Annotated in this window: 19 protein-coding genes and 1 tRNA gene; 8 read left to right on the top strand and 12 right to left on the bottom strand. The window is 63.4% G+C overall.

What is annotated here, in order from left to right; genetic code table 11:
• Positions 1-220: 220 nt before the first annotated feature.
• Both ACIQWO_RS18885 and ACIQWO_RS18890 read right to left on the bottom strand, forming a co-directional pair.
• Positions 221-1,054: an SDR family NAD(P)-dependent oxidoreductase gene (locus ACIQWO_RS18885; protein WP_402827395.1), complete on the bottom strand. Its 834-nt coding sequence runs from the start codon at positions 1,052-1,054 to the stop codon at positions 221-223.
• Positions 1,055-1,135: 81 nt separating this feature from the next.
• Positions 1,136-1,834: a TetR/AcrR family transcriptional regulator gene (locus ACIQWO_RS18890; protein WP_402827398.1), complete on the bottom strand. Its 699-nt coding sequence runs from the start codon at positions 1,832-1,834 to the stop codon at positions 1,136-1,138.
• Positions 1,835-1,946: 112 nt separating this feature from the next.
• Between ACIQWO_RS18890 and ACIQWO_RS18895 the strand changes: the two genes are divergently transcribed.
• The 3 genes from ACIQWO_RS18895 to ACIQWO_RS18905 all read left to right on the top strand — a co-directional run bounded on the left by ACIQWO_RS18895 (position 1,947) and on the right by ACIQWO_RS18905 (position 5,762).
• Positions 1,947-2,744, top strand: coding sequence for a class II aldolase/adducin family protein (locus ACIQWO_RS18895; RefSeq protein WP_402827401.1), 798 nt, complete (start codon positions 1,947-1,949; stop codon positions 2,742-2,744).
• Positions 2,745-2,859: 115 nt separating this feature from the next.
• Positions 2,860-4,248, top strand: a complete 1,389-nt coding sequence (locus ACIQWO_RS18900; RefSeq protein WP_402827404.1) for an MFS transporter — start codon at positions 2,860-2,862, stop codon at positions 4,246-4,248.
• Complete coding sequence (locus ACIQWO_RS18905) at positions 4,245-5,762, top strand: class I adenylate-forming enzyme family protein (protein ID WP_402827407.1); 1,518 nt, start codon at positions 4,245-4,247, stop codon at positions 5,760-5,762. The genes ACIQWO_RS18900 and ACIQWO_RS18905 overlap by 4 nt, the downstream gene beginning before the upstream one ends.
• Positions 5,763-5,835: 73 nt before the next feature.
• Here the strand turns inward: ACIQWO_RS18905 and ACIQWO_RS18910 are convergent.
• The 5 genes from ACIQWO_RS18910 to ACIQWO_RS18930 form a co-directional block, all read right to left on the bottom strand.
• Positions 5,836-5,926, bottom strand: a tRNA-Ser gene (locus ACIQWO_RS18910).
• A gap of 102 nt (positions 5,927-6,028) precedes the next feature.
• Entirely contained in the window at positions 6,029-7,333 is a 1,305-nt protein-coding gene (gene serS / locus ACIQWO_RS18915) for a serine--tRNA ligase (protein WP_039399924.1), read from the bottom strand.
• A gap of 202 nt (positions 7,334-7,535) precedes the next feature.
• Positions 7,536-8,966 (bottom strand): replication-associated recombination protein A, encoded by a 1,431-nt coding sequence (locus ACIQWO_RS18920; protein WP_402827412.1) that lies wholly within the window; start codon positions 8,964-8,966, stop codon positions 7,536-7,538.
• Between the two features lie 141 nt (positions 8,967-9,107).
• Positions 9,108-9,758 carry an outer membrane lipoprotein chaperone LolA gene (lolA, locus tag ACIQWO_RS18925; protein WP_402827415.1) on the bottom strand — a complete coding sequence of 217 codons (651 nt, stop codon included), beginning with the start codon at positions 9,756-9,758 and terminating at the stop codon, positions 9,108-9,110.
• Between the two features lie 5 nt (positions 9,759-9,763).
• Positions 9,764-12,085, bottom strand: coding sequence for a DNA translocase FtsK (locus tag ACIQWO_RS18930; protein ID WP_402827418.1), 2,322 nt, complete (start codon positions 12,083-12,085; stop codon positions 9,764-9,766).
• Between the two features lie 461 nt (positions 12,086-12,546).
• Here ACIQWO_RS18930 and trxB point away from each other — a divergent pair, with 461 nt between their 5' ends.
• The 3 genes from trxB (at position 12,547) to ACIQWO_RS18945 (ending at position 15,147) form a co-directional block, all read left to right on the top strand.
• Positions 12,547-13,503, top strand: a complete 957-nt coding sequence (gene trxB / locus ACIQWO_RS18935; RefSeq protein WP_069342590.1) for a thioredoxin-disulfide reductase — start codon at positions 12,547-12,549, stop codon at positions 13,501-13,503.
• Positions 13,504-13,706: 203 nt separating this feature from the next.
• Entirely contained in the window at positions 13,707-14,390 is a 684-nt protein-coding gene (locus ACIQWO_RS18940) for a Smr/MutS family protein (RefSeq protein WP_402827422.1), read from the top strand.
• Positions 14,391-14,526: 136 nt separating this feature from the next.
• Positions 14,527-15,147, top strand: a complete 621-nt coding sequence (locus ACIQWO_RS18945; protein WP_039403915.1) for a trimeric intracellular cation channel family protein — start codon at positions 14,527-14,529, stop codon at positions 15,145-15,147.
• Between the two features lie 115 nt (positions 15,148-15,262).
• Here ACIQWO_RS18945 and ACIQWO_RS18950 read toward each other — a convergent pair whose 3' ends face one another.
• The 3 genes from ACIQWO_RS18950 to ACIQWO_RS18960 all read right to left on the bottom strand — a co-directional run bounded on the left by ACIQWO_RS18950 (position 15,263) and on the right by ACIQWO_RS18960 (position 19,159).
• A complete protein-coding gene (locus tag ACIQWO_RS18950; protein ID WP_010805431.1) occupies positions 15,263-15,601 on the bottom strand; it encodes a P-II family nitrogen regulator in 339 nt (112 codons plus the stop codon).
• Positions 15,602-15,710: 109 nt separating this feature from the next.
• Complete coding sequence (locus ACIQWO_RS18955) at positions 15,711-17,843, bottom strand: NAD(+) synthase (protein WP_402827433.1); 2,133 nt, start codon at positions 17,841-17,843, stop codon at positions 15,711-15,713.
• Positions 17,844-18,022: 179 nt separating this feature from the next.
• The gene (locus tag ACIQWO_RS18960; protein WP_402827436.1) at positions 18,023-19,159 is read right to left on the bottom strand and encodes a GNAT family N-acetyltransferase; all 1,137 of its coding nucleotides are present in this window, start codon (positions 19,157-19,159) and stop codon (positions 18,023-18,025) included.
• Positions 19,160-19,334: 175 nt separating this feature from the next.
• Between ACIQWO_RS18960 and ACIQWO_RS18965 the strand changes: the two genes are divergently transcribed.
• Both ACIQWO_RS18965 and ACIQWO_RS18970 read left to right on the top strand, forming a co-directional pair.
• Complete coding sequence (locus ACIQWO_RS18965; RefSeq protein ID WP_402827439.1) at positions 19,335-19,943, top strand: NAD(P)H-dependent oxidoreductase; 609 nt, start codon at positions 19,335-19,337, stop codon at positions 19,941-19,943.
• Between the two features lie 65 nt (positions 19,944-20,008).
• Positions 20,009-20,611, top strand: coding sequence for a TetR/AcrR family transcriptional regulator (locus ACIQWO_RS18970; protein ID WP_402827442.1), 603 nt, complete (start codon positions 20,009-20,011; stop codon positions 20,609-20,611).
• Positions 20,612-20,705: 94 nt separating this feature from the next.
• Here the strand turns inward: ACIQWO_RS18970 and ppa are convergent, their stop codons facing one another.
• Positions 20,706-21,233, bottom strand: a complete 528-nt coding sequence (ppa, locus tag ACIQWO_RS18975) for an inorganic diphosphatase (RefSeq protein WP_039399943.1) — start codon at positions 21,231-21,233, stop codon at positions 20,706-20,708.
• Between the two features lie 103 nt (positions 21,234-21,336).
• A complete protein-coding gene (locus ACIQWO_RS18980; protein ID WP_402827447.1) occupies positions 21,337-22,557 on the bottom strand; it encodes an alpha-hydroxy acid oxidase in 1,221 nt (406 codons plus the stop codon).
• Positions 22,558-22,564: the final 7 nt, after the last annotated feature.

The raw sequence follows: 22,564 nt of genomic DNA on the forward strand, positions 1-22,564 counted from the left end.
TTGCTCGCCTGTACTGATAGGTTTGCCCGCCACCATAACGACCATACTATATGCGTGTTATGGCTTCGAATATTAGCGTTACTACTTAGCGTGCGTATGCGACGGGGTTTGGGAGAGGCGTGAGGTATGCGCAAGTGCGAGCGCCGCGACATCCGCGGCGCTTGTCAGACAGCGGCCTAATGGCTAATGGGCCAATGACGCCACACCGCGAGCGAGTCACTCAGGCGTTGCTGGCGTGCGCGAGTTCGCGGAAATTCATCCAGTGGGAACTGACGAGCCAGCCTGCATCGACCGGCAGGCTCACCCCGGTGATCGCGCTCGATTCGTCGCTCATCAGGAAGCTCACGGCGGCCGCGATTTCGTCCGTCCCGACCAGACGCCCGAGCGCCGAGTGCGATTCGATGGCCGTCGCGCTGCGCTTTCCGGTGTTGAGTTTGTCCTCGAAGATCGGCGTGAGCGTAAAGCCGGGTGCGACCGAATTCACCCGGATGCCCGACGCGCCGAGTTCACCGGCGGCGAGTTGGGTGAGCGCGCCCAAAGCCACTTTCGCCGGGGAATAGGCGTGCAGCGGCAATGGACGCAGCTCGTTGATTGACGTAATGTTCACGACCGCACCAGTACCAGCCTCGGTCATGAGCGGCGTGAAAGCGCGCAGGCAGTGCTGCGCGCCAAAGTAGTTCACTTCCCAGACGCGACGCTGCATGTCGTCGGTCATGTCGAGCATCGGCATCACATCCTGCAACACGCCCGCCACGTTCACCAGTCCCGCCACGCCCGGATTGCGCAGCGATGCCGCCAACGCATTCACCGCCGCGTGATCGGTCACGTCGAGCGCCGCCAGTTGCATGCGCGCATCGGCCGCCCGCTCGCCGAAAACACCCTTCAGTCGCGCCAGATCCAGGTCCGTGGCCACGACATGCCAGCCGTCGTCATGAAGACGATTGGCCACTGCCAATCCGATACCACCGCTCGCACCGGTCACCACGACAGCCTTGCCTGCGTCACGTAACGCGTTCAATGAGCGGCGCTTGGCACGGTGGGAGGATGTGTTCATACAGGGCGTCTCCGTCGGATTGTGTTGTCGTTTTATTTTCTAAACTATTCGTTTAGTTTATCCACAACCCTATCGGCGGCGTCAAGCTTTTTTTGCCAACGCCCTTGCGCGTGTCGTTTTCCTTGCACCGGATTTCGCACCGCCTGAACGCGACCGGGTCAGCGCAGGCACCGTTCCGTTGGGGCCGAGCAAACCTTGCATGACGAGGTCGACGTGCTCACGCACGAACGCCCGGGTCAGCGGCTTGTGACCGACTAGCAACCGGTAGTAAAGCGGCGCGTAGAGAATGTCGAGAACGACATCGGGATCGCCTGGCTTGATGAGGCCCCGAGCGATCGCGTCGCGTACGATCTCGACGCCCTGCTCGCGTCGCGCGGAAACATAGCCGTCGCGAAACGCTTGCGCAATCTCCGGATCAGACTGCCCCTCGGCAATCAGCGCGCTGATCATGGTGCCCATCGGGCCACAGAATTCCTCGGCCATTTTGAGCAGACGCGAGAAGATGCTGTCGAGTTGCAACTCCTCTGGATACGGCAGCGCCTGCCCGGCTTCGCGCAGGAACGCCGTCATGATCACGGACGCGCGATTCGGCCACCACTTGTAGATCGTGGCCTTGCTTACCCCTGCCGCCGTGGCGATGGCTTCCATCGTCGTGGCGTGCAGCCCCTGCTCGAGTAGAAGGCGATAGGCGGCGTCGAGCACGGCACGCTCGGCCTCGACACTGCGCTTGCGACCGCGTCGGCCTGGCGTGGGAGATTCGGGATTCGACTGACTTGACATTCGTTGTGTCCGGACAAATACTAAACTAAACGTTTAGTTTATAAATAACGACACCGTATTGAAACACACTGGCAGGCGACTCTGCCAACGGTGCGTCGGATCGGAGAACGGAATGCTGAAGTCTGACACAGTTTTTTCTTCCTTTGACCTGCCTGTCGGCGAGACGATTGCCGACACCGGCATCACGCCGGAAGAGCAACGCGTGCGCGAGGATCTCGCGGCGGCGTACCGGCTGTGTGCGATCAACGGCTGGGACGATCTCGTCTACACGCATTTGTCGGCACGGGTGCCCGGCCCTTCGCACCACTTTCTCGTCAATCCGCTTGGCCTGTCGTTTCATGAGATCACCGCGTCGAACCTGGTGAAGATCGATCTGGACGGGCGCGTCGTGGGGCAATCGCCGTACCGCCCCAATGCGGCGGGCTTCGTGATTCACGGGTGCATTCATGCAGCGCGTGAAGACGCCGCCTGCGTGATGCACCTGCACACCGAAGCGGGCATGGCGTTGTCCGCGCTCGAAGACGGACTGCTGCCGATCACGCAGCACGCCATGCGCTTCGTCGGACGGCTCGGATACCACGACTACGAGGGCATCGCCCTCACCATCGACGAACGGGATCGCCTGCTCGCCGACCTCGGCAATCATGCGGCGCTTATCCTGCGCAATCACGGCACGCTGACGGTCGGCCGCTCGGTGGGGCATGCCTTCGTCGAGATGTTCTATCTGGAGAAAGCCGCGCGCGCGCAATTGCTGGCGCAGAGCACCGGGGCGCGCCTGCGCATTCCGCCGCATCACGTGGCGGTGCTGACCGCGCAGCAGTGGGTGACGGATATGCGCGGCTCGGGCGATCGTGAGTGGCCGTCGCTGCTGCGCCAACTGGCCCGCGACGGACACGATTACAAACAGTAATGCCCCGGTAAGACCAACAGCAACGGGATAGCTTTGCGAAGTGGCGTCAGGTAGTACGTATCAGGCAGTTGGTAGTCATCAGCACCCAAAAACAGAACCATGACGGAGACACCCCTTGAACCCGACCATCGCACCAAAGGCGAGTCGACCCGTGGCGGGCAGCGATAACGCTGCCGCACTGGACTCGCGCATCGCGCAGGAAACCATCGGCCAACTATTTCGCCGCATCCTGCCCTTCCTGATTCTCTGCTATATCGTGGCCTTTCTCGATCGTGTGAACGTCGGCTTCGCGGCGCTGCACATGAACGGCGACCTCGGGTTCACCGCCACCGTCTACGGCTTCGGCGCGGGCATCTTTTCCATCGGCTACTTCGTCTTCGAGGTGCCGAGCAACCTGATCCTCCACCGCGTGGGCGCGCGCATCTGGATTGCCCGGATCATGGTGACGTGGGGCATCGTCTCGGCGGGCTTCGCGTTCATCTCGGGCGAGGCATCCTTCTACGTCATGCGCTTCCTGCTCGGTGTTGCCGAGGCGGGATTCTTCCCCGGCATCGTGCTGTATCTGAGCCTGTGGTTCCCCGGACGCGCGATGGCGCGCGCCACGGCGATCTTCATTCTCGGGTTGCCGCTGGCCGTGCTGATCGGCGCCCCACTCTCGACGTGGATCCTCACATCGTTCCATGAGTTTGCCGGGCTGCGCGGCTGGCAATGGATGTTCTTGCTCGAAGGCGGGCTCGCCGTGGTGGTGGGCGTTGTGGCCTACTTCAAGCTGGGCAATGCCCCGGACAAAGCGACGTGGCTCAACGAGTCGCAACGCGAGTGGCTCGTTCACACGCTGGCACAAGAGAAGGCGGCCAAAGAACGCGCTCGCCAGTATGGTGTGATGGAGACGCTGCTCTCGGGCAAGGTGCTGCTGCTGGCATTCGCCATCTTCTGCAATATCACGGCGCTGTTCGGTATCACGCTGTGGATGCCGCAGATCATCAAGGGCATTGGCGGGCTGGATAACACGCAGGCCGGTTTGCTGAGCGCCGTGCCGTACGTGTGTGCAGGCGTGGCGATGGTCGCGAACGCGCGGCACTCGGACAAGACGGGGGAGCGCCGCTGGCACATTCTGCTACCGGCAGCCATCGGCGCCATCGGGTTGGTGATGGCGGGGAATGCGGCGTCGCCCTACGTCGGGATTCTCGGGTTGTGCATCGCGGCGGCCGGGATTCTGGCGTCGAACATTCTGTTCTGGCCGATGGTGCCGATGTTCCTGACGGGCGCAGCAGCCGCGGCCGGGATCGGGTTGGTGAACTCCGTGGGCAACCTCGGCGGTTTCGTCGGTCCGTATCTGACGGGTTGGGCCAAGGACACTTTCGGCGGATACGGCGCGAGCATGACCACGCTGGGTGTGATGGTGCTGGCCTACGGCGTGTTGCTGTTCGTTTTCCTGACCGTGAGTGCACGGCGTGTAGATAGCGTCGATGCGAGCACCACGGGTATTGCGAGGTCGTCATGAATATTGCCAGTACGCTCGCCCGCGCGGCGCAGCGACACCCCGGGCATGTCGCTACCTATGTAGGCGACGCGCCGCAGCACGACTACGCGACACTCGCGCGACGGTGTGCCGCTATCGCGGCCGGATTGCGCTCGATGGGTCTGCCCGACGGCGCACGCGTCGCGCTCTGGATGCGCAACCGTCCGGAGTATCTCGAATGGCTCTATGCGATCTGGTGGGCCGGGCTGGTGGCCGTGCCCATCAACGCGAAATTGCATCCGTGTGAGGCCGCTTTCATCGTCAACGATGCCGAAGCTGCGGTGTTGCTTGCGGAGGCGGAAGATCTGGAAGCGATTCGAGACCATATCGACAGCCAGGTGACAGGGTTCGCGCCGGAAGACACGCAGATTGCCCGTTGGCTGGCAGGCGATGCGAGCGTCGGGGTGTCGTCCCGCGAGAGCACGGATCTGGCATGGATCTTCTATACGTCGGGGACAACGGGGCGTCCGAAGGGCGTGATGCTCTCGCATCGCAACCTCTGGTCGATGGCGGCTTGCTATATGACGGACGTCGACGCCGTCGAGCGCGACGACCGCACGCTATATGCCGCCCCTATGTCGCACGGCGCCGGGCTGTACAGCGTCGTATTCATGATGCAGGCGGCGGGACACATCTTCCCCGCGTCGGGTGGCTTCGATGCGACGGAGATGTTTGCGCTGGCTGAGACGCTCGGCAATGTCTCCTGCTTCGCAGCGCCGACGATGGTCAATCGGCTGGTGCGGCATGCGCAGGCCTACGGTGCTTCTTCGGCAGGATTCAAGACCCTCGTCTATGGCGGCGGCCCGATGTATTCGGCCGACATCGAGCGCGCGCTATCAGTAATGGGCTCGCGGTTCGTGCAGATATACGGACAGGGAGAGTCGCCGATGACGATCACGGTATTGCCACGCGATGAGATCGCGGCGACGGGCCACCCCCGATGGTCGCAACGACTGGCATCGGTCGGCCATGCACACGCCATGGTAGAGGTGGCGGTGGTCGATGACGATGGCGTACCGGTGGCCACCGGTGCACCGGGCGAAGTCGTGGTGCGTGGCGATGTCGTAATGCAAGGCTATTGGCGCAATCCGGAAGCGACCGCAAAAACGTTGCGCGACGGCTGGCTGTGGACAGGCGACATCGGTGTGCTGGATGACGACGGCTTTCTCACGCTCAAGGACCGCTCGAAGGACGTGATCATCTCCGGCGGCACGAACATCTACCCGCGCGAGGTTGAAGAGGTGCTGCTCCGTGCAGACGGCGTGGCTGAGGTGGCCGTGATCGGCGAAGTCGACGCCGAATGGGGCGAGGTGGTCGTGGCGTATGTCGTCTGCACGCCCGGTGCGACGCTCGATAGTGCCGTGCTAGATGCGTATTGCCTCGAACACATCGCGCGATTCAAGCGACCGAAACGCTACATCGCCGTGGACGCGCTACCGAAGAATCACTACGGCAAGGTGCTGAAAACAGCGTTGCGAATGCCGCGAGTGGATTGAGAGCATGATCGGCTGACGTACAAAACAAAAGAGCCCGCTAATTAGCGGGCTGATTCGTTCAAAGCAAGATGCTTGGCGGAGAGGGTGGGATTCGAACCCACGGTACGGTATAACCGTACACCAGATTTCGAGTCTGGCGCATTCGACCACTCTGCCACCTCTCCAAGCGTTTCTTCTGCTTTGGATCGCTACCTGAGTGGCCTCAAGCAGCGAGAAAGAGATTATAGCCGAATTTCTTTTTCCGGCAACCCCTTTTTCAAAGTTTTTTACGCTGCGGGCTCAAGGCGCTCGATGCCGCCCATGTACGGACGCAGCACGTCCGGCACCGTCACCGAACCATCGGCATTCTGATAGTTCTCCAGCACCGCCACCAGTGCGCGTCCCACTGCAAGACCCGAACCGTTCAGCGTGTGCACCAGCTCCGGCTTGTTCTGCGCGTTGCGGAAACGTGCCTGCATCCGGCGTGCCTGGAAGCTCTCCATGTTCGAACACGACGAAATCTCGCGGTATGTGTTCTGCGCCGGAATCCACACTTCCATGTCGTACGTCTTCGCGCTGCCGAAGCCCATATCACCCGTGCACAGCACCAGCGTCCGGTACGGCAAGCCAAGCTTTTGCAGAATCGTTTCCGCGTGACCCACCAGCGTCTCGAGTGCGTCGTACGACTCTTCCGGACGCACCACGTGCACCAACTCGACCTTGTCGAACTGATGCTGACGAATCATGCCGCGCGTGTCCTTGCCATAGCTCCCCGCCTCCGAGCGGAAGCACGGCGTATGCGCCACCATGCGCATCGGCAACGCGTCGTTCGGCAGCAGCTCGTCACGCACCAGATTCGTCAGCGACACTTCCGCCGTCGGAATCAGATAGAAGTTCTCGATGCGCTCGCCCTCTTCACCGCCGACCTTGCGCGGCACCTTGAACAGGTCGTCCTCGAACTTCGGCAACTGGCCCGTACCACGCATCGACGCGGCATTCACGATGTACGGCACGTACGTTTCCGTGTAGCCGTGCTCGCTCGTGTGCGTGTCGAGCATGAACTGCGCGAGCGCACGATGCAGACGCGCAATACCGCCCTTCATCACCGAAAAACGTGCCCCTGCAAGCTTGGCCGCTGCGTCGAAATCCAGACCCAGCGCAGCGCCGAGATCAACGTGATCGCGCGGCGTGAAGTCGAACTCACGCGGCGTGCCCCAGCGGCGCACTTCCACGTTCTGCGTTTCGTCCTTGCCGACCGGCACGCTCTCGTGCGGCAGGTTCGGCACGCCCAGCAGCAAATCCGACAGACGCGTCTGAATCTCTTCCAGACGCACCGACGACGCCTTGAGCGTGTCAGCGATGCCGCCGACTTCGGCGATCTCGGCCGAGGCGTCCTCGCCCTTGCCCTTCTTCATGCCGACCTGCTTCGACAACGCATTGCGACGCGCCTGAAGCTCCTCGGTTTGCGTCTGAATCTGCTTGCGCTCCGCCTCGAGCGCAGCGAACGCCGCCACGTCCAGCGTGTAACCGCGCGCCTTGAGTCGCGCAGCAACGCCGTCGAGATCCTTGCGAAGAAGTTGAATGTCGAGCATGGTGGGAAATCTATTGTGAGCGGCCCACGTGGGTGGACCATGAATTGGGTATTGGCCGACGGCGGCGTTACCAGTGGTTTCTCGCCGACGACGGCACTAATGGCGGGATTTTACCAAACGCGCGGCGCTGTGACGCGATTTGACGCGTCGGCGAGTGCGGAGGCCCACTACGGCTGCCCGCCCCGTCCGGCAGCGCGCAGACTCACGCGGACTCGTCGTCCCCGGATTCGGCAGGCGGCGATTGCTCGGAAGATGAGGACGAAGCGGACGGAGACGGCGGTTTCCCAGCCGTCGGCGTCTTCGCCGGGGCATCGGACTTGCGTCCCTTGGTATTCGCGCGACGCCATTCGGCATCGAGCGACTTAAGCCAGTTCAGCTTCTCCCCGATCTTGCCTTCCAGACCGCGCGGCACCGGACGGTACCAGTTCTGCGCACGCAGATCGTCGGGGAAATACGTCTCACCGGCGGCATAGGCATCCGGCTCGTCGTGCGCGTAGCGATACTCGTGGCCATAGCCGAGTTCTTTCATCAGCTTGGTCGGTGCGTTGCGCAAATGGATGGGCACCGCGCGTGACTTGTCCTTGCCGACGAACGCCCGCGCCTGGTTGTACGCGTTGTAGCCCGCATTCGACTTCGGGGCCGACGCGAGATACAGAATCGCCTGCGCCAACGCCAGTTCGCCCTCGGGCGTGCCGAGACGCTCGTACGTCTCCGCCGCATCCAGCGCGATGCGCGCCGCACGCGGGTCGGCCAGGCCGATGTCTTCCCACGCCATGCGCACGATCCGGCGCGCCAGATAGCGCGGATCGGCGCCGCCGTCGAGCATGCGGCAGAACCAGTACAGCGCGCCGTCCGGCGAACTGCCGCGCACCGACTTGTGCAGCGCGCTGATCTGATCGTAGAACGCGTCGCCGCCCTTGTCGAAGCGACGCAGATTCTCGGCGAGCACGCTGGCCAGCAGCGCCTCGTCGATCGTCTCCATGTCTTGCGACGTCGCGGCCTGCGCCACGATTTCGACGTTGTTCAACAGCTTGCGGCCGTCGCCATCCGCCGAGTCGATCAGCCCCTGACGCGCTTCGTCAGTGAATCCGATATCGCCCAGCTCATGCGCGGCGCGCGTGACCATCTCGCCGAGCTCTTCGTCGTTCAGGCTCTTGAGCACGTACACCGCCGCACGCGAGAGCAATGCGCCGTTGACTTCGAACGACGGGTTTTCCGTCGTCGCACCGACAAAGATGAACAGACCGGATTCGACGTGCGGCAGGAAGGCGTCCTGCTGTGCCTTGTTGAAGCGATGCACCTCATCGACGAACACAACCGTCTGCTTGCCCTGTCCGCGCTGAATCTGCGCGGCCTCGACGGCGTCGCGAATGTCCTTCACACCGGAGAGCACGGCCGACAGCGCAATGAAGTAGGCCTTGAAGGCGTCTGCCATCAGGCGCGCGAGCGTCGTCTTGCCGACACCCGGCGGGCCCCACAGAATCATCGAATGGGGACGGCCCGCCTCGAATGCCACGCGCAAAGGCTTTCCCTTGCCCAGCAGGTGACGCTGGCCAATCACATCGTCGATGGTATGGGGGCGAAGGCGCTCGGCCAAAGGCACCGAAGCCGACAAAGGGGCGTCGTTTGGCATGTTCTCAAGCAGCGCGGCCGGGGATGTCCCCGGCCGCAGTCAGATAATCAGATGTCCCCATTATGCCAGCCCGATGACAGGCTCGCCCGCAAAGCGCTTCTCAGACGATGTCGGGCGACGGGGACGAAGGTCAGCGCAAGCTCAACCCTTGATCACGTCCGCCCCCTTGGGCACCGTGAACTTGAAGTTGCCCGCGGGCAGCGGCGGGTTCTTCTGCATGTTGCTGAACGTGAGCAAGGTCACGTTGCCGAATGCGTCGTACAGCTCCATCGCGGCGAGATTGCCGTCACGGAAACCGATGCCCACGCGCTGGAACTGCGTGTCCTGCGCCTTCGGCTTAAGCTCGACCCAGTCGATGCCGTTCTTCACGCCAGCATCCTTGAGCGTGAAGCTCTTTTCGATGTCGTTGCTACCGAACAGGATCGCCGCCGGGCTCGCGCCAAGCGAGTCGCCCAGCTTGCGCTCGGTCACCTGATTCAGATCCTTGTCGTAGACGTAGAGCGTCGTGCCGTCCGCCTGCAACAACTGATCGTAAGGCTTGGTGTAATGCCAGACGAACTGACCGGGACGCGAGAACTCGAACGTGCCCGAGGCATTGTTCGTCACCTTCATCTCGCCGTTCTGCTGCCCCTTGACCTGCTTCTGCTCGAAATCGCCGCGCGCCGACTTCACCTGCGCCGCGAACGCCTTGAGTTGTGCCGTACCGCTCGCATAAGCCGGCGCGACCAGCGCCGCCAGCGTCACACCGACGGCACCCACCATGAGCGGCAAGCCGCGCTTGAATCCCAGCATATTCCTTATTCTCCCTCGCGATTCGGCACCAGAATTTCCCGGTTGCCGTTGCTCGCCATCGCCGACACGACGCCGGACTGTTCCATCTGTTCGAGCAGGCGCGCCGCCCGGTTGTAGCCGATGCGCAAATGACGCTGCACCAGCGAGATCGACGCACGGCGCTGCTTGAGCACCACGGCCACGGCCTGATCGTATAGCGGATCGGACTCGCCGCCGCCCTCGCCAGTTCCGCCGCCCGCGCCATCAAGAGCGCCTTCTTCGCCTTCGACCGCACCGTCGAGAAGACCTTCGACGTAGTTGGCCTCGCCTTGCTCCTTGAGTCGCTCGACCACACGATGCACTTCGTCATCGGCGACAAACGCACCGTGCACACGCAATGGCAACCCGGTGCCCGGCGGCATGTACAGCATGTCGCCCATGCCCAGCAACGTCTCGGCGCCTTGCTGATCCAGAATCGTGCGCGAATCGATCTTCGACGACACCTGGAACGCCACCCGCGTGGGCACGTTGGCCTTGATCAGACCGGTAATGACGTCGACCGACGGACGCTGCGTCGCCAGAATCAGGTGAATGCCCGCCGCGCGCGCCTTCTGCGCAATCCGCGCGATCAGCTCTTCGACCTTCTTGCCGACAACCATCATCAGGTCGGCCAGTTCGTCGATCACGACTACGATGTACGGCAGACGCTGCAACGGCTCGGGTTCTTCCGGTGTCAGCGAGAACGGATTCGGAATGTGTTCTTCGCGCTTGGCAGCGTCGTCGATCTTGTTGTTGTAGCCCGCCAGATTGCGAACGCCCAGCTTGCTCATCAGCTTGTAGCGGCGCTCCATCTCGGCCACCACCCAGTTCAGCGCATGACCGGCCTGACGCATATCCGTCACCACCGGGCACAACAGATGCTGGATGCCCTCGTACATGCTCATTTCGAGCATCTTCGGATCGATCAGGATGAGCCGGACCTGCTCGGCCGTCGCCTTATACAGCAGCGACAGAATCATCGCGTTGATCCCCACCGACTTGCCCGAACCGGTCGTGCCGGCCACGAGCAAGTGAGGCATCTTTGCCAGATCGGCCACGACCGGCTTGCCGCCGATGTCCTTACCGAGGGCGAGCGTCAGCAGCGACGACGAACTGTTGTAGACCTCCGAGCCAAGAATCTCCGTCATCCGCACCGTCTGACGACGCGGATTCGGCAACTCCAACCCCATGAAATTCTTGCCCGGGATGGTTTCGACCACACGGATCGACACCAGCGAAAGCGAACGCGCCAGATCCTTCGCGAGATTCACGATCTGGCTGCCCTTCACGCCCGTGGCCGGTTCGATTTCGTAACGCGTGATGACGGGGCCGGGATAAGCGGCCACGACGCTCACTTCCACGCCGAAATCCTTGAGCTTCTTCTCAATCAGGCGCGACGTGAATTCCAGCGTCTCGCCCGATACGGTTTCCTGGGCGACCGGCGCCGGATCGAGCAGCGCCAGCGGCGGCAGGATCGAATCCGGCAGATCGGCGAACAGCGGCGCCTGCTTTTCCTTCTCGACCCGCTCGCTCTTGGGCACCACCTTGACCGGCGGCACGATCTGCACCGGCTCGTGGACTTCCGCCCTGACCCGGTTCTGGACGACAGCACCTTCACGCGCGATCGCCGCTTCCTCACCCATCCGACGGTCTTGACGCGCCTCGCGGCGACGACGGATCACCGTGCCGGTATCGAGAATCAGCGCACCGACCTTTTCGGCGGCGGACAACCAGGAGAAATGGAACAGCAGCGACAGGCCGAAGGCGAAGATCAGCAGCAAGGCCAACGTGCCGCCGGTGAAACCGAGCGCGTGCTGGAAGAAGCCGCCGACGGTCTCACCGATGACCCCGCCCGATGCCCGCGGCAACTGGGCCTTGAGACGGTAGAGACGCAGGGATTCGATGCCAGCGCTCGAGAGCAGCACCATAAGAGAGGAGACGATCTCCACCCAGCCGCCGCTCGCGAGGCGTTCGCGCAGCGGAGGCGCTTCGCGTTTAGCGGAGATGCGGCGGTAGCCGGAGATCACGCGGCGGGCGATGAACACCACCAGCCAGTAGGCGGACAGACCAAGCATGAGCAGCAGCATGTCGGCGACCCACGCGCCGACGCGTCCCGCCCAGTTGGCGATACGCTCCACATGCGCCGCATGCGTCCAGCTGGGGTCCAGACGGCTGTAGGAGAACAACGCCATCAACAGGAACACCATCAGCGCGACCTGCGCCATCCAGCGGATTTCATGGAAGAGGTGCGTCACCCGATTGGGTAACGACGATCCGGCACCAGCAGAGTAGGAAGATTTCGTCGTCATCAAGCCATGCGGTTGGGCGGGCAGACGGGCGGCCTGCCGCGCAGCAATGCTCCATTGTAAACAACTATTACATCGATTAACGCATGAGCACGTCAGGAAAGCGTGACAAGCCGTAACGGCGCCACTCCCGAGGGATTTGCCGGACGCCGGGACGCCCGGTGGCAAAGCGAAGTCGGTGAACAGGCCGCCGCTCCCCTCGCCCACATCCGGCGCACTTGCATCCGATGCATCTGCCCCCAAATTTGAGAGACGTCCCGGGGTGGGGCCTTCGAATGTACGACCGGTGTAGTCAGCCGACCTCCAAAGACCGCCCGAAGGCTATCGCCTCGATTGTGAGGCTCCATCAACGAAACATCGTCGGCCCTTTATAATGTCGGTTTGCGCCGGACCCCCGGTCGCGCGCCAGGCGGTGCGCGCTCGGGAATCCGGCGCCAGCACCCAACCCCTTTCCGGTGAGTTCCATGTCTGCTGCCAAGCACGCCAAAGTCCTGATTCTCGGTTCCGGCCCCGCCGGCTATAGCGCCGCCGTGTACGCCGCGCGCGCCAACCTCAACCCGGTGCTGATCACCGGTATCGCCCAGGGCGGTCAGTTGATGACCACCACGGACGTCGAGAACTGGCCCGGCGACCCGACCGGCGTGCAAGGCCCGGAACTGATGGCCCGCATGCAAGCGCACGCCGAGCACTTCAACACCGAGATGATTTTCGATCACATTCATACGGTGCATCTGAACGAGCGCCCGCTGCGTCTGATCGGCGACTCCGGCGAATACACGGCCGACGCCCTGATCATCGCGACCGGCGCCTCGGCACAGTACCTCGGCCTGCCGTCGGAAGAAGCCTTCTCGGGTCGCGGCGTCTCCGCCTGCGCCACGTGCGACGGCTTCTTCTATCGCGGCAAGGAAGTCTGCGTGGTCGGCGGCGGCAACACCGCAGTCGAAGAAGCGCTGTACCTCTCGAACATCGCCAGCAAGGTCACCGTGATCCACCGCCGCGACAAGTTCCGCGCCGAGCCGATCCTGATCGACCGTCTGCTGGAAAAGGCCAAGCAAGGCGTGGTCGAACTGAAGTACGACAGCGTGCTCGACGAAGTGACGGGCGACGACAGCGGCGTGACCGGCGTTCGCATCAAGAACACCAAGACGGGCGCGCATGAAGACATCTCGCTGCACGGCGTGTTCATCGCCATCGGCCACAAGCCGAACACGGATATCTTCGACGGTCAGCTCGAAATGAAGAACGGCTACATCGTCACGCACAGCGGCCTGAACGGCAACGCTACGGCCACCAGCGTGCCGGGCGTGTTTGCCGCCGGTGACGTGCAGGACCATATCTACCGTCAGGCCATCACCAGCGCCGGTACGGGCTGCATGGCCGCGCTCGACGCTCAGCGTTACCTCGAAAACCTCGACCAGTAATCGCTCTCGCGCGTTTTAGCGCCTGACGGCGGCGTCCCGGCTGCGTGATGTTTCATGCAGCCGGGACGCCGTCTTCGCTTGTGTCGTCGCTATGTGATGGCATGAGCCGTTATGATTCGGAAACGCGCCTTCGCAACCGCGCAGACGCAACGCGCTGCAATACACCATTTGCCCTCCCACTGAACGTCCTTGTTCGCACGATCATGAGCAAGAAACCACCGAAACTCAGCCTCAGCGACCTCTCCAACTTCCGTGACGCACTCGCGACCGAGAGCGCCGCGCGCGAAGCCGAACGCGTCGCCGCCGCCAAGCGCGCCGCGCAGGCCAAACGCGATGCCAACGTGTTCCGCGATAGCATTGGCGATATCGCCCCGCTCGCCAGCAAGGGCTCGACCAATCGCGTCGAGCACCCGCGCTTCCCGCCCGAGCCGGTGGCGCGTCAGACCGAGGAAGACGAAGCCGCCGTGCTTCATGAATCCTTGTCCGACGAATTCGACCCCGAAGCGCTGCTCGATACGGACGACCGCCTGTCGTACCGCCGTCCCGGCATCAGCCACGATGCCGTGCTGAAGCTGCAACGCGGCGACTGGGTGGTGCAGGCACAGATCGACCTGCACGGCATGCGTCGCGACGAAGCCCGCGAAGCGCTCTCCGCCTTCCTTCACGACGCCGTCAAGCGCGGCCTGCGCTGCATTCGCGTGATTCACGGCAAGGGCCTGGGCTCGGTGAACCGTGAACCGGTCCTCAGGGACAAGGTGCGCGGCTGGCTCGCCCAGAAGAACGAAGTGCTGGCATGGGCGCAAGCGCAAGGACGCGACGGCGGGGGCGGTGCGCTGGTAGTATTGCTCCAGGCTTCGCAGGCCCGGGGCTCACGCGCAGGCGACTGACGCGCGCGTCGGCGATCCTGCGCCGGATGCCGATCCGCGCCAGCCACCGCTGGCACCGACGATTTCACCGCCGATCACGACGTATTGACGAGGGACTGTCCACCGTCCCCAACAGGATTCGCCGATGATTCACGAGATGAGCGCTCAGCTGCATACGATCCTGGCCGTCATGGAGGCCATCGCCGTATTGTCGTGCGCCATCTCCGGCTTCGCGGAAGCCCGCAAGCAGCATCTCGATCCGGTCGGCGCATTCGTGCTGGCCTTCGCAACCGCCTTCGGCGGCGGTACGTTGCGCGACGTGCTGCTCGACCACCGTCCCTTCTACTGGGTCCAGCATCAGTGGTACTCGGTCATCATCCTCGTGCTGTCGTTGTCCACCGGCGTCGTGCTGAAGCTCGTCTCGCGCGTGGCGACGGAGCGCGTGCTGCTCATTACGGACGCCATCGGTCTCGGGTTCTTCAGCGCGTCCGGCACATCGCTCGCGTTGCAGACCGATATGTCTGCATTCATGTCGGTGATGATGGGGGTGATTACCGGCGTGGGTGGCGGCGTGATCCGCGACATCCTCTGTAATGAGGTTCCACTGGTACTGCGCGACACACGACCGTACGCCGTGTGTGCGTTCATTGGCGGATGGATCTACATCGCGCTGACATATGCCGACCTCGATCCCGTCTACACCTTGTCGATCAGCGCGTTTTCCGTGATTTTCGTGCGGCTGATCACCGTCGCATTCGACGTGCGTCTCAAGTCCTGAGTCGATACGGCACCGGCACTTCCCAAACGCCAAAGGGCGACGCTGCTCTCGCAGTCGTCGCCCTTCGTTTTTCTGACGCGCTCACCGCAGCATCGCTGCGGCGATCAACCTGCCATCAGACCGCCTGTTCGCCCTCTTCGCCCGTGCGAATGCGGATCACGCGCTCGACATCGGTCACGAAGATCTTGCCGTCGCCGATCTTGCCGGTGCGGGCCGCGCCCAGCACGGCGTCGATGACCTGTTCGGCCTGCGCTGCGCTCACCACGACCTCGATCTTGATCTTCGGCAGGAAGTCGACGACGTATTCCGCACCACGATACAGCTCGGTGTGGCCCTTCTGGCGGCCGAAGCCCTTCACTTCCGTGACGGTCAGACCGGTCACGCCGACTTCGGCCAGCGCTTCACGGACTTCGTCGAGCTTGAAGGGTTTGATGATGGCAGTTACGCGTTTCATTGTCGCCTCGATATCTTGATTGGAATGTTCTGCAATTTCGCCCGGCTATTGTACCGGGCCGGGAACGGCACGCCGATGACAGCGCACCCCGCCCGCCCCGCTTATCGACTTACGCGTGCGGATCGTCCGGCACCGTGTCCAGATCCGCCAACCACACCACCGACTCCGAATCGCTCGGCGCGCGCCAGTCGCCGCGCGGCGAGAGCGATCCGCCCGTGCCGACCTTCGGCGCATTCGGAATGCACGAACGCTTGAACTGGCTCGTACGGAAGAACCGGTCCAGGAAGATGCGCAGATTGCGCTTGATCGCGACGAGATCGTACGCGTTGCGCGACGCATGCCCCTCGTCCGGCCAGCGCCCCTGCGACGCATCGTGCCACGCGCTCCACGACAGGAACGCCACCTTGCGCGGCGCATAGCCGAAGCGCAGCGTGTAGTAGAGGTTGAAGTCCTGCAACTCGTACGGGCCGATGAAATGCTCGGTGCGCTGCTCGGGTGCGCCGTTGGCCTTGCCCGGCACGAGTTCCGGGCTGATTTCCGTCTCGAGAATATCGATGAGGACGTTGCGGCGCTGTCCTTCCTTGCCGCCCTTGCCATCCTTAACGTCCTTCGCGTCCTTCGCGTCCTTCTGCGCTTTGGCCGACGCTGCGCCACCCAGTTGCCCGGTCTCCGCGACCCAGCGCACGAGATGCATGATGAGCGTCTTGGGCACGCTGGCGTTCACGTTGTAGTGCGACATATGATCGCCCACGCCGTACGTGCACCAGCCCAGCGCCAGCTCGCTCAGGTCGCCCGTGCCGATCACAATCGCTCCGAGGTGGTTCGCTAGTCGGAACAGGTGATTGGTGCGCTCGCCCGCCTGCACGTTCTCGAATGTGACGTCGTAGACTTCCTCGCCCTTCGCGAACGAATGATCGAGGTCCTTCAACATCTGCATGCAACTCGGACGAATATCGATCTCGCGCGCCGTACACCCGACGGCGTCCATCAGCTCGCGCGCCTGACGCAGCGTACGCTCGCTCGTCGCGAAGCCCGGCATCGTGTACGCCAGAATATTCGTACGCGGCAAGCCGAGCCGGTCCATGACCTTGGCGCAGACGAGCAACGCATGCGTCGAGTCCAGCCCGCCGGACACACCGATCACGACCTTCTGAATCTTCGACGACGCAAGACGCTGCATCAGCGCCTGCACCTGAATGTTGTAGACCTCGTGGCAGCGCTCGTCGCGACGCGCCGCATCGGACGGCACATACGGGAAACGCGCAATCGCGCGCGCGAGCGGCAATTCGGCGTCACGCGGCAGGGTGACGTCGACCTTGATCGTGCGAAAGCGCGCCACTTCGTCGGCATGACGCCGCACCGACACACCGAACGTCGTCTGATGCATGCGCTCACGGGCGAGGCGCTCCAGATCGACGTCGGCGAAGATCAGATGCGACTCGCTGGCAAAGCGCGCCGACTCGGCGAGCATGTCGCCGTTCTCGTAGATGAGCGCCTGTCCGTCCCACGCGAGGTCGGTCGTCGATTCGCCCTGCCCGGCCGAGGTGTACAGATACGCCGCGAGGCAACGCGCCGACTGCTGAGCGACCAGTTGATGACGGTACGCCGACTTGCCCACGACCACGTTCGATGCCGACAGGTTGACGAGCACCGTTGCGCCCGCGAGCGCGGCGAACGACGACGGCGGCACCGGCACCCACACGTCTTCGCAGATCTCGCAGTGAAAGCGCAACAGCGGCTGATCGGCCGCTTCGAAGATGAGCGCGCCGAACGGTACGTCGTTGCCCAGCAGGGTAACGGTATCGACGCCAGCGTCATCGGCCGCGTTGAACTGGCGCGCTTCGTAGAACTCGCTGTAGTTCGGGAGATACGTCTTGGGGACGACGCCGTGAATGCGACCGCGCGCCACCACGACCGCGCAGTTGAACAAACGCTGCTGCACACGCACCGGCATACCGACGATCATCGCGATGCCCAGCTCCCGGCTCGCAGCCACGATCTCGGCCAGCGCGGCGTCGCAGGCGTCCTGCAAGGCGCGCTGCTGGAACAGGTCTTCGCAGCTATAGGCAGGAATGCCAAGTTCGGGGAAGGCGACGAGCACCGCACCTTCGGCATCGGCCTGACGGGCCAGCGCGATGGTCTGAGCTGCGTTGAAAGCGGGATCGGCGACGCGGCATTGCGGCACTCCGACGGCCACACGCGCGAAATCGTGATTGTAGAGATTGAGAAATCGGTTGGTCATGTCGGCGGCTACCATGCATCGCCCTTGTGCCGCGACGTCGGCAGGCATACCTGTCGGGCGTTTGCAGCGATGAAGCGGGCGTAAGAATCGTCAGTATATTACGCGAGGCCCCACCTTGCCGGGGCCTGCGTTCGACGGCCTCATGTCCCGATTACGTCCCGAATACATTCCGAAATCGCTCAGGACTCCGGTCGCTTGAACGGCGTATGCGCTTCCAGCTCGCCGATGTGCTCGTCCATCGCGGACGTCTCCCGGTCGAGAAAGTCCTCGATGGCCTGAGCGAATCGTTCGTCGGCAATCCAATGGGCGGACCACGTGGGCGTGGGCAACAGACCGCGCGACATCTTGTGCACGCCTTGCGCGCCGCCTTCGAAGCTGCGCAGCCCGTGCGCGATGCAGTACTCGATGCCCTGCGCGTAGCAGGTCTCGAAATGCATGCCGGAGACGAAGTCCGTCGTCCCCCAGTAGCGTCCGTACATCGTGTCGCCGCTCACCACATTGAGTGCACACGCCAGCGGCTGGCCGTCACGTTCCGCCATGACGAGCAGCAGCGTGTCGGGCATCGTCGCGTGCACCTGCCCGAAGAACGCGCGACTCAGGTAAGGCGAATTCCAGTGCTCACGGTAAGTGTTTTCGTAGCACTGGTAAAAGAAGTCGAGCGCTGCGCCGTCGATCTGCTCGCCGCACAGCCACCGGTAAGTCACCCCGGCCTCACGCACGCGCCGACGGTCCTGTTTCAGCTTCTTGCGCTTCTCCTGGTTCATCTGCGCGAGGAAGTCGTCGAACGTGGCAAAGCCCGGGTTTTCCCAGTGAAACTGCACGCCCTCGCGCAGCATGTACCCGGCCTCGGTCAGCGCAGCCAGATCGTCGTCATGCGTGAACAGCACGTGGATGGACGACAGCTCAAGCTGCCGGGCAAACGCAATCGCACCGCGCGCCAGTGCCACGCGATCCGCCTGCGTGCGGGCGAGCAGACGCGGCCCCGTCACAGGCGAGAACGGCACGGCGCACAACAGCTTGGGGTAGTACTCGAGACCGTGACGCGCGAAGGCATCGGCCCATGCGTGGTCGAAAACGTATTCGCCCCGGGAATGCGACTTGACGTAGAGCGGCATCGCGCCGACGAGCACCTCCTCCGCATGCATGAGCAGATAGGCCGGTTGCCAGCCCGTCCGCTTGGCGGCGCACCCCGTCTCGTGCATCGCGTGGAGGAACGCGTGCTGCACGAACGGGTTGTCGCCCGCGAGCGCGTTCCACGCGTCGGACGGCACGTCTTCAATCGATTGCACTACACGGATGACTACGTCGCTGCTCACTTCACACCTCGTTTGCGAACCGGCGGCTTGCCTGCCGCTTGCTTCCTACTTCCTACCGCTTAGGCCGACATTGTCGCCGAACTTGCCCTCTGCTTCAGGACGAAGATGTGACGAAAGCATAACTTACTAAAAGTAAGTTACCATTAGTAGGTTATTCTTTGAGGAGGACTCAGTCATGCATGCAGTCATTGTCGTCGCCCATCCCGACCCGCACTCGCTCACCCATGCCATCGCCCAACGCGTCGCCGAGACGATTGCGTCAACGCCCACCGCCAACGGCGTCGCACACTCTACCGAGATAGCCGATCTGGCAGCAGAAGGTTTCGATCCCCGCTTTAACGCAGCCGACCTCGCGCTGTTCAACAAGACGCTCGCGGCCCCCGCCGACGTGACCGCCGAGCATACCCGCCTCGACCGCGCCGACGCGCTGGTGCTCGTCTACCCGATCTACTGGTGGTCGTTCCCCGCACTGCTCAAGGGATGGATCGACCGTGTGTTCTCGCAGGGTTGGGCGTACGAAGATGTGGCGCTCGGCAAGTCGCTCAAAAAGCTGCAACGTCTGCGCGTGCATCTGGTCGCCATCGGCGGCGCGGACCAGCGCACGATGGCCCGGCACGGCTACTTCGGTGCGATGAAAACGCAGATCGATCACGGGATTTTCGACTACTGCGGTGCGCAGGTGGTCACGTCGGAGTTGCTCCTTGCCTCCGACACCGGCTACCCTGAAGCGCATCTTGAGACGGCGCGCGCCATCGGACAGAAGGTCTTCCCGTCTCCGGCCTGATATCGACGTATCCACTCGTGCCTCGGACCTCGGGTCCGGGGCCTTAGTTTTCTCGTAAGCAAACCATGACCTCATCCGCAGACGCCTCATCGCGCCGACGCATGCCCCGCGAAGCCCGCACACGACAACTGCTCGACGTGGCGTGGACGCTGGTCGGCAGCGAGGGCACGGATGCGCTCACGCTCGGCCGTCTGGCGGAGGACGCCGGGGTCACGAAGCCGGTCGTCTACGACCACTTCGGCTCGCGCAATGGGTTGCTCGCCGCGCTGTATCGGGACTTCGACGCGCGTCAGACCGCCATCTTCGATGCGGCCGTCGCGGCGGCAAAGCCGACATTGCAGGATAAGTCGCGCGTGATTGCTTCGAGCTATGTGACGTGCGTGGTGACGCAGGGCCGCGAGATCCCGGGCGTTCTCGCGGCGCTCGGCGGCTCCACGGAGCTGGCCGCCGTGAAGCGGGAGTACCAACAATCGTTCATCGCCAAATGCGCGGCGATCTTCGCGCCGTTCGCGGGCCCCGGCGGCATTCCCGCCCCCGCCATGTGGGCGATGCTGGGGGCGGCCGACGCGCTGTCCGATGCCGCGGTCACCGGCGCGATCACTGCCATTGAGGCGCAAACGGAACTGCATCAGGTCATTCTGACGATGGTGAAGCGTCACAAGCCGTGATGCCAATGCAGCGCTCGCATCCATAAAAAAACCCGGCACACGGCCGGGTTTTCTTTGCGTCGAAGAACGACGCGGCAAGCTTGGCGAAGTGGAGTTACTTCTTCGCGTTCGCCACGCCTTCGGTGATTTCCTTGTGGGCGGCTTCGATGCCTTCCCAGCCTTCGACCTTGACCCACTTGCCCTTCTCAAGCGCCTTGTATTGCTCGAAGAAGTGCTTGATCTGGTCCTTCAGGTAGCCCGGCACGTCGTCGATCGACTTCATGTGTGCCGTCATCGGGCAGATCTTGTCGACCGGCACGACCACGAGCTTGGCGTCCACGCCCGACTCGTCGGTCATGTTGAGCATGCCCAGTGCGCGGCAACGAACGACCGAGCCAGCCAGCAGCGGGAACGGCGTGACGACCAGCGCGTCGACGGGGTCGCCGTCGCCAGCCAGCGTTTGCGGAATGAAGCCGTAGTTGGCCGGGTAACGCATGCCGGTGCCGATGAAGCGGTCAACGACCAGCAGGCCCAGATCCTTGTCGGCTTCGTATTTCACCGGGTCGCTTTGCGCCGGGATCTCGATGATGACGTTGAAATCGTTGGGGAGGTCCTTACCGGCAGGCACGTGGTTGAAGCTCATGATGGCATTCCTGTGAATGAAAATTGGCATGCCGCCGGTTGGCGCGCATGCCCCGCCAACCGGCCGGATGCCACGCCGCCCGACGGCAATCGGGCGCGAAACATTATAGCGGGTTTGCCTGAATTGCCCCGCCGGAACGGTTCTCGTGCAACGACGGCAGCTCTGCCAGCCTCACCAGCCGTTCAGCCGTCAACGCGCCCACCTTTGCGCAGCCGAGCAGTTGCATCGTCGTGCGCAATTCGCTCAGCAGCAACGCCAGCACCCCATCCACACCCGGCCCGCCGCGCGCGGCCACGCCGTACAACGGCGCGCGTCCCAGCAGCACGCCCTTCGCCCCCAGCGCCACCGCCTTGGCGACGTCGGCCCCACGCCGCACGCCACCGTCCATGAACACGGACATGGCAGGACCGCCCTCCCCTGACGCGCCAACGGCGTCGACAATCTTAGATAACGCTTCGACCGGGGCAAGCGTGCTGCCCAGTTGGCGTCCGCCGTGATTGGAGACGATGATGCCGTCCGCACCGTGGGCCTGCGCCTGACGCGCGTCCTCTACCGTCAAAATACCCTTGACCAGCACTTCGCCCGGCCAGTGCTTACGCACCCATTCCAGGTCGTGCCAACCGAGCGACAAGTCCATCTGACGGCTCAGCATCGCCGCGTGACGCGCCAGATCCGCCCGCTCGCCCACGCTCTGTGCGATGTTGCGAAGCTGCGGCGCACCGCCCACCAGCATCTGCCAGCTCCAATGCGGATGCCGCATGCAGTCCGCCACGAGTCGCGGTGTGAAGCGCAGCGGCAGTTTGAAGCCGTTGCGCGTGTCGTGATCGCGCTTGCCGTGCACAGGGGTATCGACCGTCAGCATGAGTGTGCGAAAGCCTGCCTCGCGCGCCCGGCGCATCATGCTCTCGGCAATGCGTCGATCCTGCTGCACATAGAGTTGCAGCCAAAGCTCGCCGTTCGGCACCGCCGCACGCACGTCTTCGAGCAACGAGGTCGACGCCGTCGACAGCACAAACGGCAGCCCCGCATCCGCAGCAGCGCGGGCCAGCAGTTCGTCTGCGCGCGGCCAGAACAAGCCGTTCAGGCCCGTCGGGCCGACGACCATCGGGGCGGCGGCCGACCGCCCCCAGAAATTCGTCTCGCTGGATGTGGTGGAGATATCCGTCATCACGCGCGGCGCAAAGCCCCACTGCCCAAAGGCGTCCCGATTGCGCCGCAGCGCCTCGCCATCCTCCGCACCGCCTTCCAGATAATCGAAGGCCAGCTTCGTCAGACGACGCTTCGCCGCCCGACGGTAATCCTCCACGCAGGAAAACGCGTGCATTGCTCCC

The sequence above is a fragment of the Pandoraea sp. NPDC090278 genome, assembly GCF_044772185.1.
GTDB lineage: Bacteria > Pseudomonadota > Gammaproteobacteria > Burkholderiales > Burkholderiaceae > Pandoraea.

Bases quoted from the DNA above. Each gene is read 5' to 3' on its own strand.
- ACIQWO_RS18885 (WP_402827395.1), bottom strand. From the start codon at position 1,054: ATGAACACATCCTCCCACCGTGCCAAGCGCCGCTCATTGAACGCGTTA.
- ACIQWO_RS18890 (WP_402827398.1), bottom strand. From the start codon at position 1,834: ATGTCAAGTCAGTCGAATCCCGAATCTCCCACGCCAGGCCGACGCGGT.
- ACIQWO_RS18895 (WP_402827401.1), top strand. From the start codon at position 1,947: ATGCTGAAGTCTGACACAGTTTTTTCTTCCTTTGACCTGCCTGTCGGC.
- ACIQWO_RS18905 (WP_402827407.1), top strand. From the start codon at position 4,245: ATGAATATTGCCAGTACGCTCGCCCGCGCGGCGCAGCGACACCCCGGG.
- serS (WP_039399924.1), bottom strand. From the start codon at position 7,333: ATGCTCGACATTCAACTTCTTCGCAAGGATCTCGACGGCGTTGCTGCG.
- ACIQWO_RS18920 (WP_402827412.1), bottom strand. From the start codon at position 8,966: ATGCCAAACGACGCCCCTTTGTCGGCTTCGGTGCCTTTGGCCGAGCGC.
- lolA (WP_402827415.1), bottom strand. From the start codon at position 9,758: ATGCTGGGATTCAAGCGCGGCTTGCCGCTCATGGTGGGTGCCGTCGGT.
- ACIQWO_RS18930 (WP_402827418.1), bottom strand. From the start codon at position 12,085: ATGACGACGAAATCTTCCTACTCTGCTGGTGCCGGATCGTCGTTACCC.
- trxB (WP_069342590.1), top strand. From the start codon at position 12,547: ATGTCTGCTGCCAAGCACGCCAAAGTCCTGATTCTCGGTTCCGGCCCC.
- ACIQWO_RS18940 (WP_402827422.1), top strand. From the start codon at position 13,707: ATGAGCAAGAAACCACCGAAACTCAGCCTCAGCGACCTCTCCAACTTC.
- ACIQWO_RS18945 (WP_039403915.1), top strand. From the start codon at position 14,527: ATGAGCGCTCAGCTGCATACGATCCTGGCCGTCATGGAGGCCATCGCC.
- ACIQWO_RS18950 (WP_010805431.1), bottom strand. From the start codon at position 15,601: ATGAAACGCGTAACTGCCATCATCAAACCCTTCAAGCTCGACGAAGTC.
- ACIQWO_RS18955 (WP_402827433.1), bottom strand. From the start codon at position 17,843: ATGACCAACCGATTTCTCAATCTCTACAATCACGATTTCGCGCGTGTG.
- ACIQWO_RS18965 (WP_402827439.1), top strand. From the start codon at position 19,335: ATGCATGCAGTCATTGTCGTCGCCCATCCCGACCCGCACTCGCTCACC.
- ACIQWO_RS18970 (WP_402827442.1), top strand. From the start codon at position 20,009: ATGACCTCATCCGCAGACGCCTCATCGCGCCGACGCATGCCCCGCGAA.
- ppa (WP_039399943.1), bottom strand. From the start codon at position 21,233: ATGAGCTTCAACCACGTGCCTGCCGGTAAGGACCTCCCCAACGATTTC.
- ACIQWO_RS18980 (WP_402827447.1), bottom strand. From the start codon at position 22,557: ATGCACGCGTTTTCCTGCGTGGAGGATTACCGTCGGGCGGCGAAGCGT.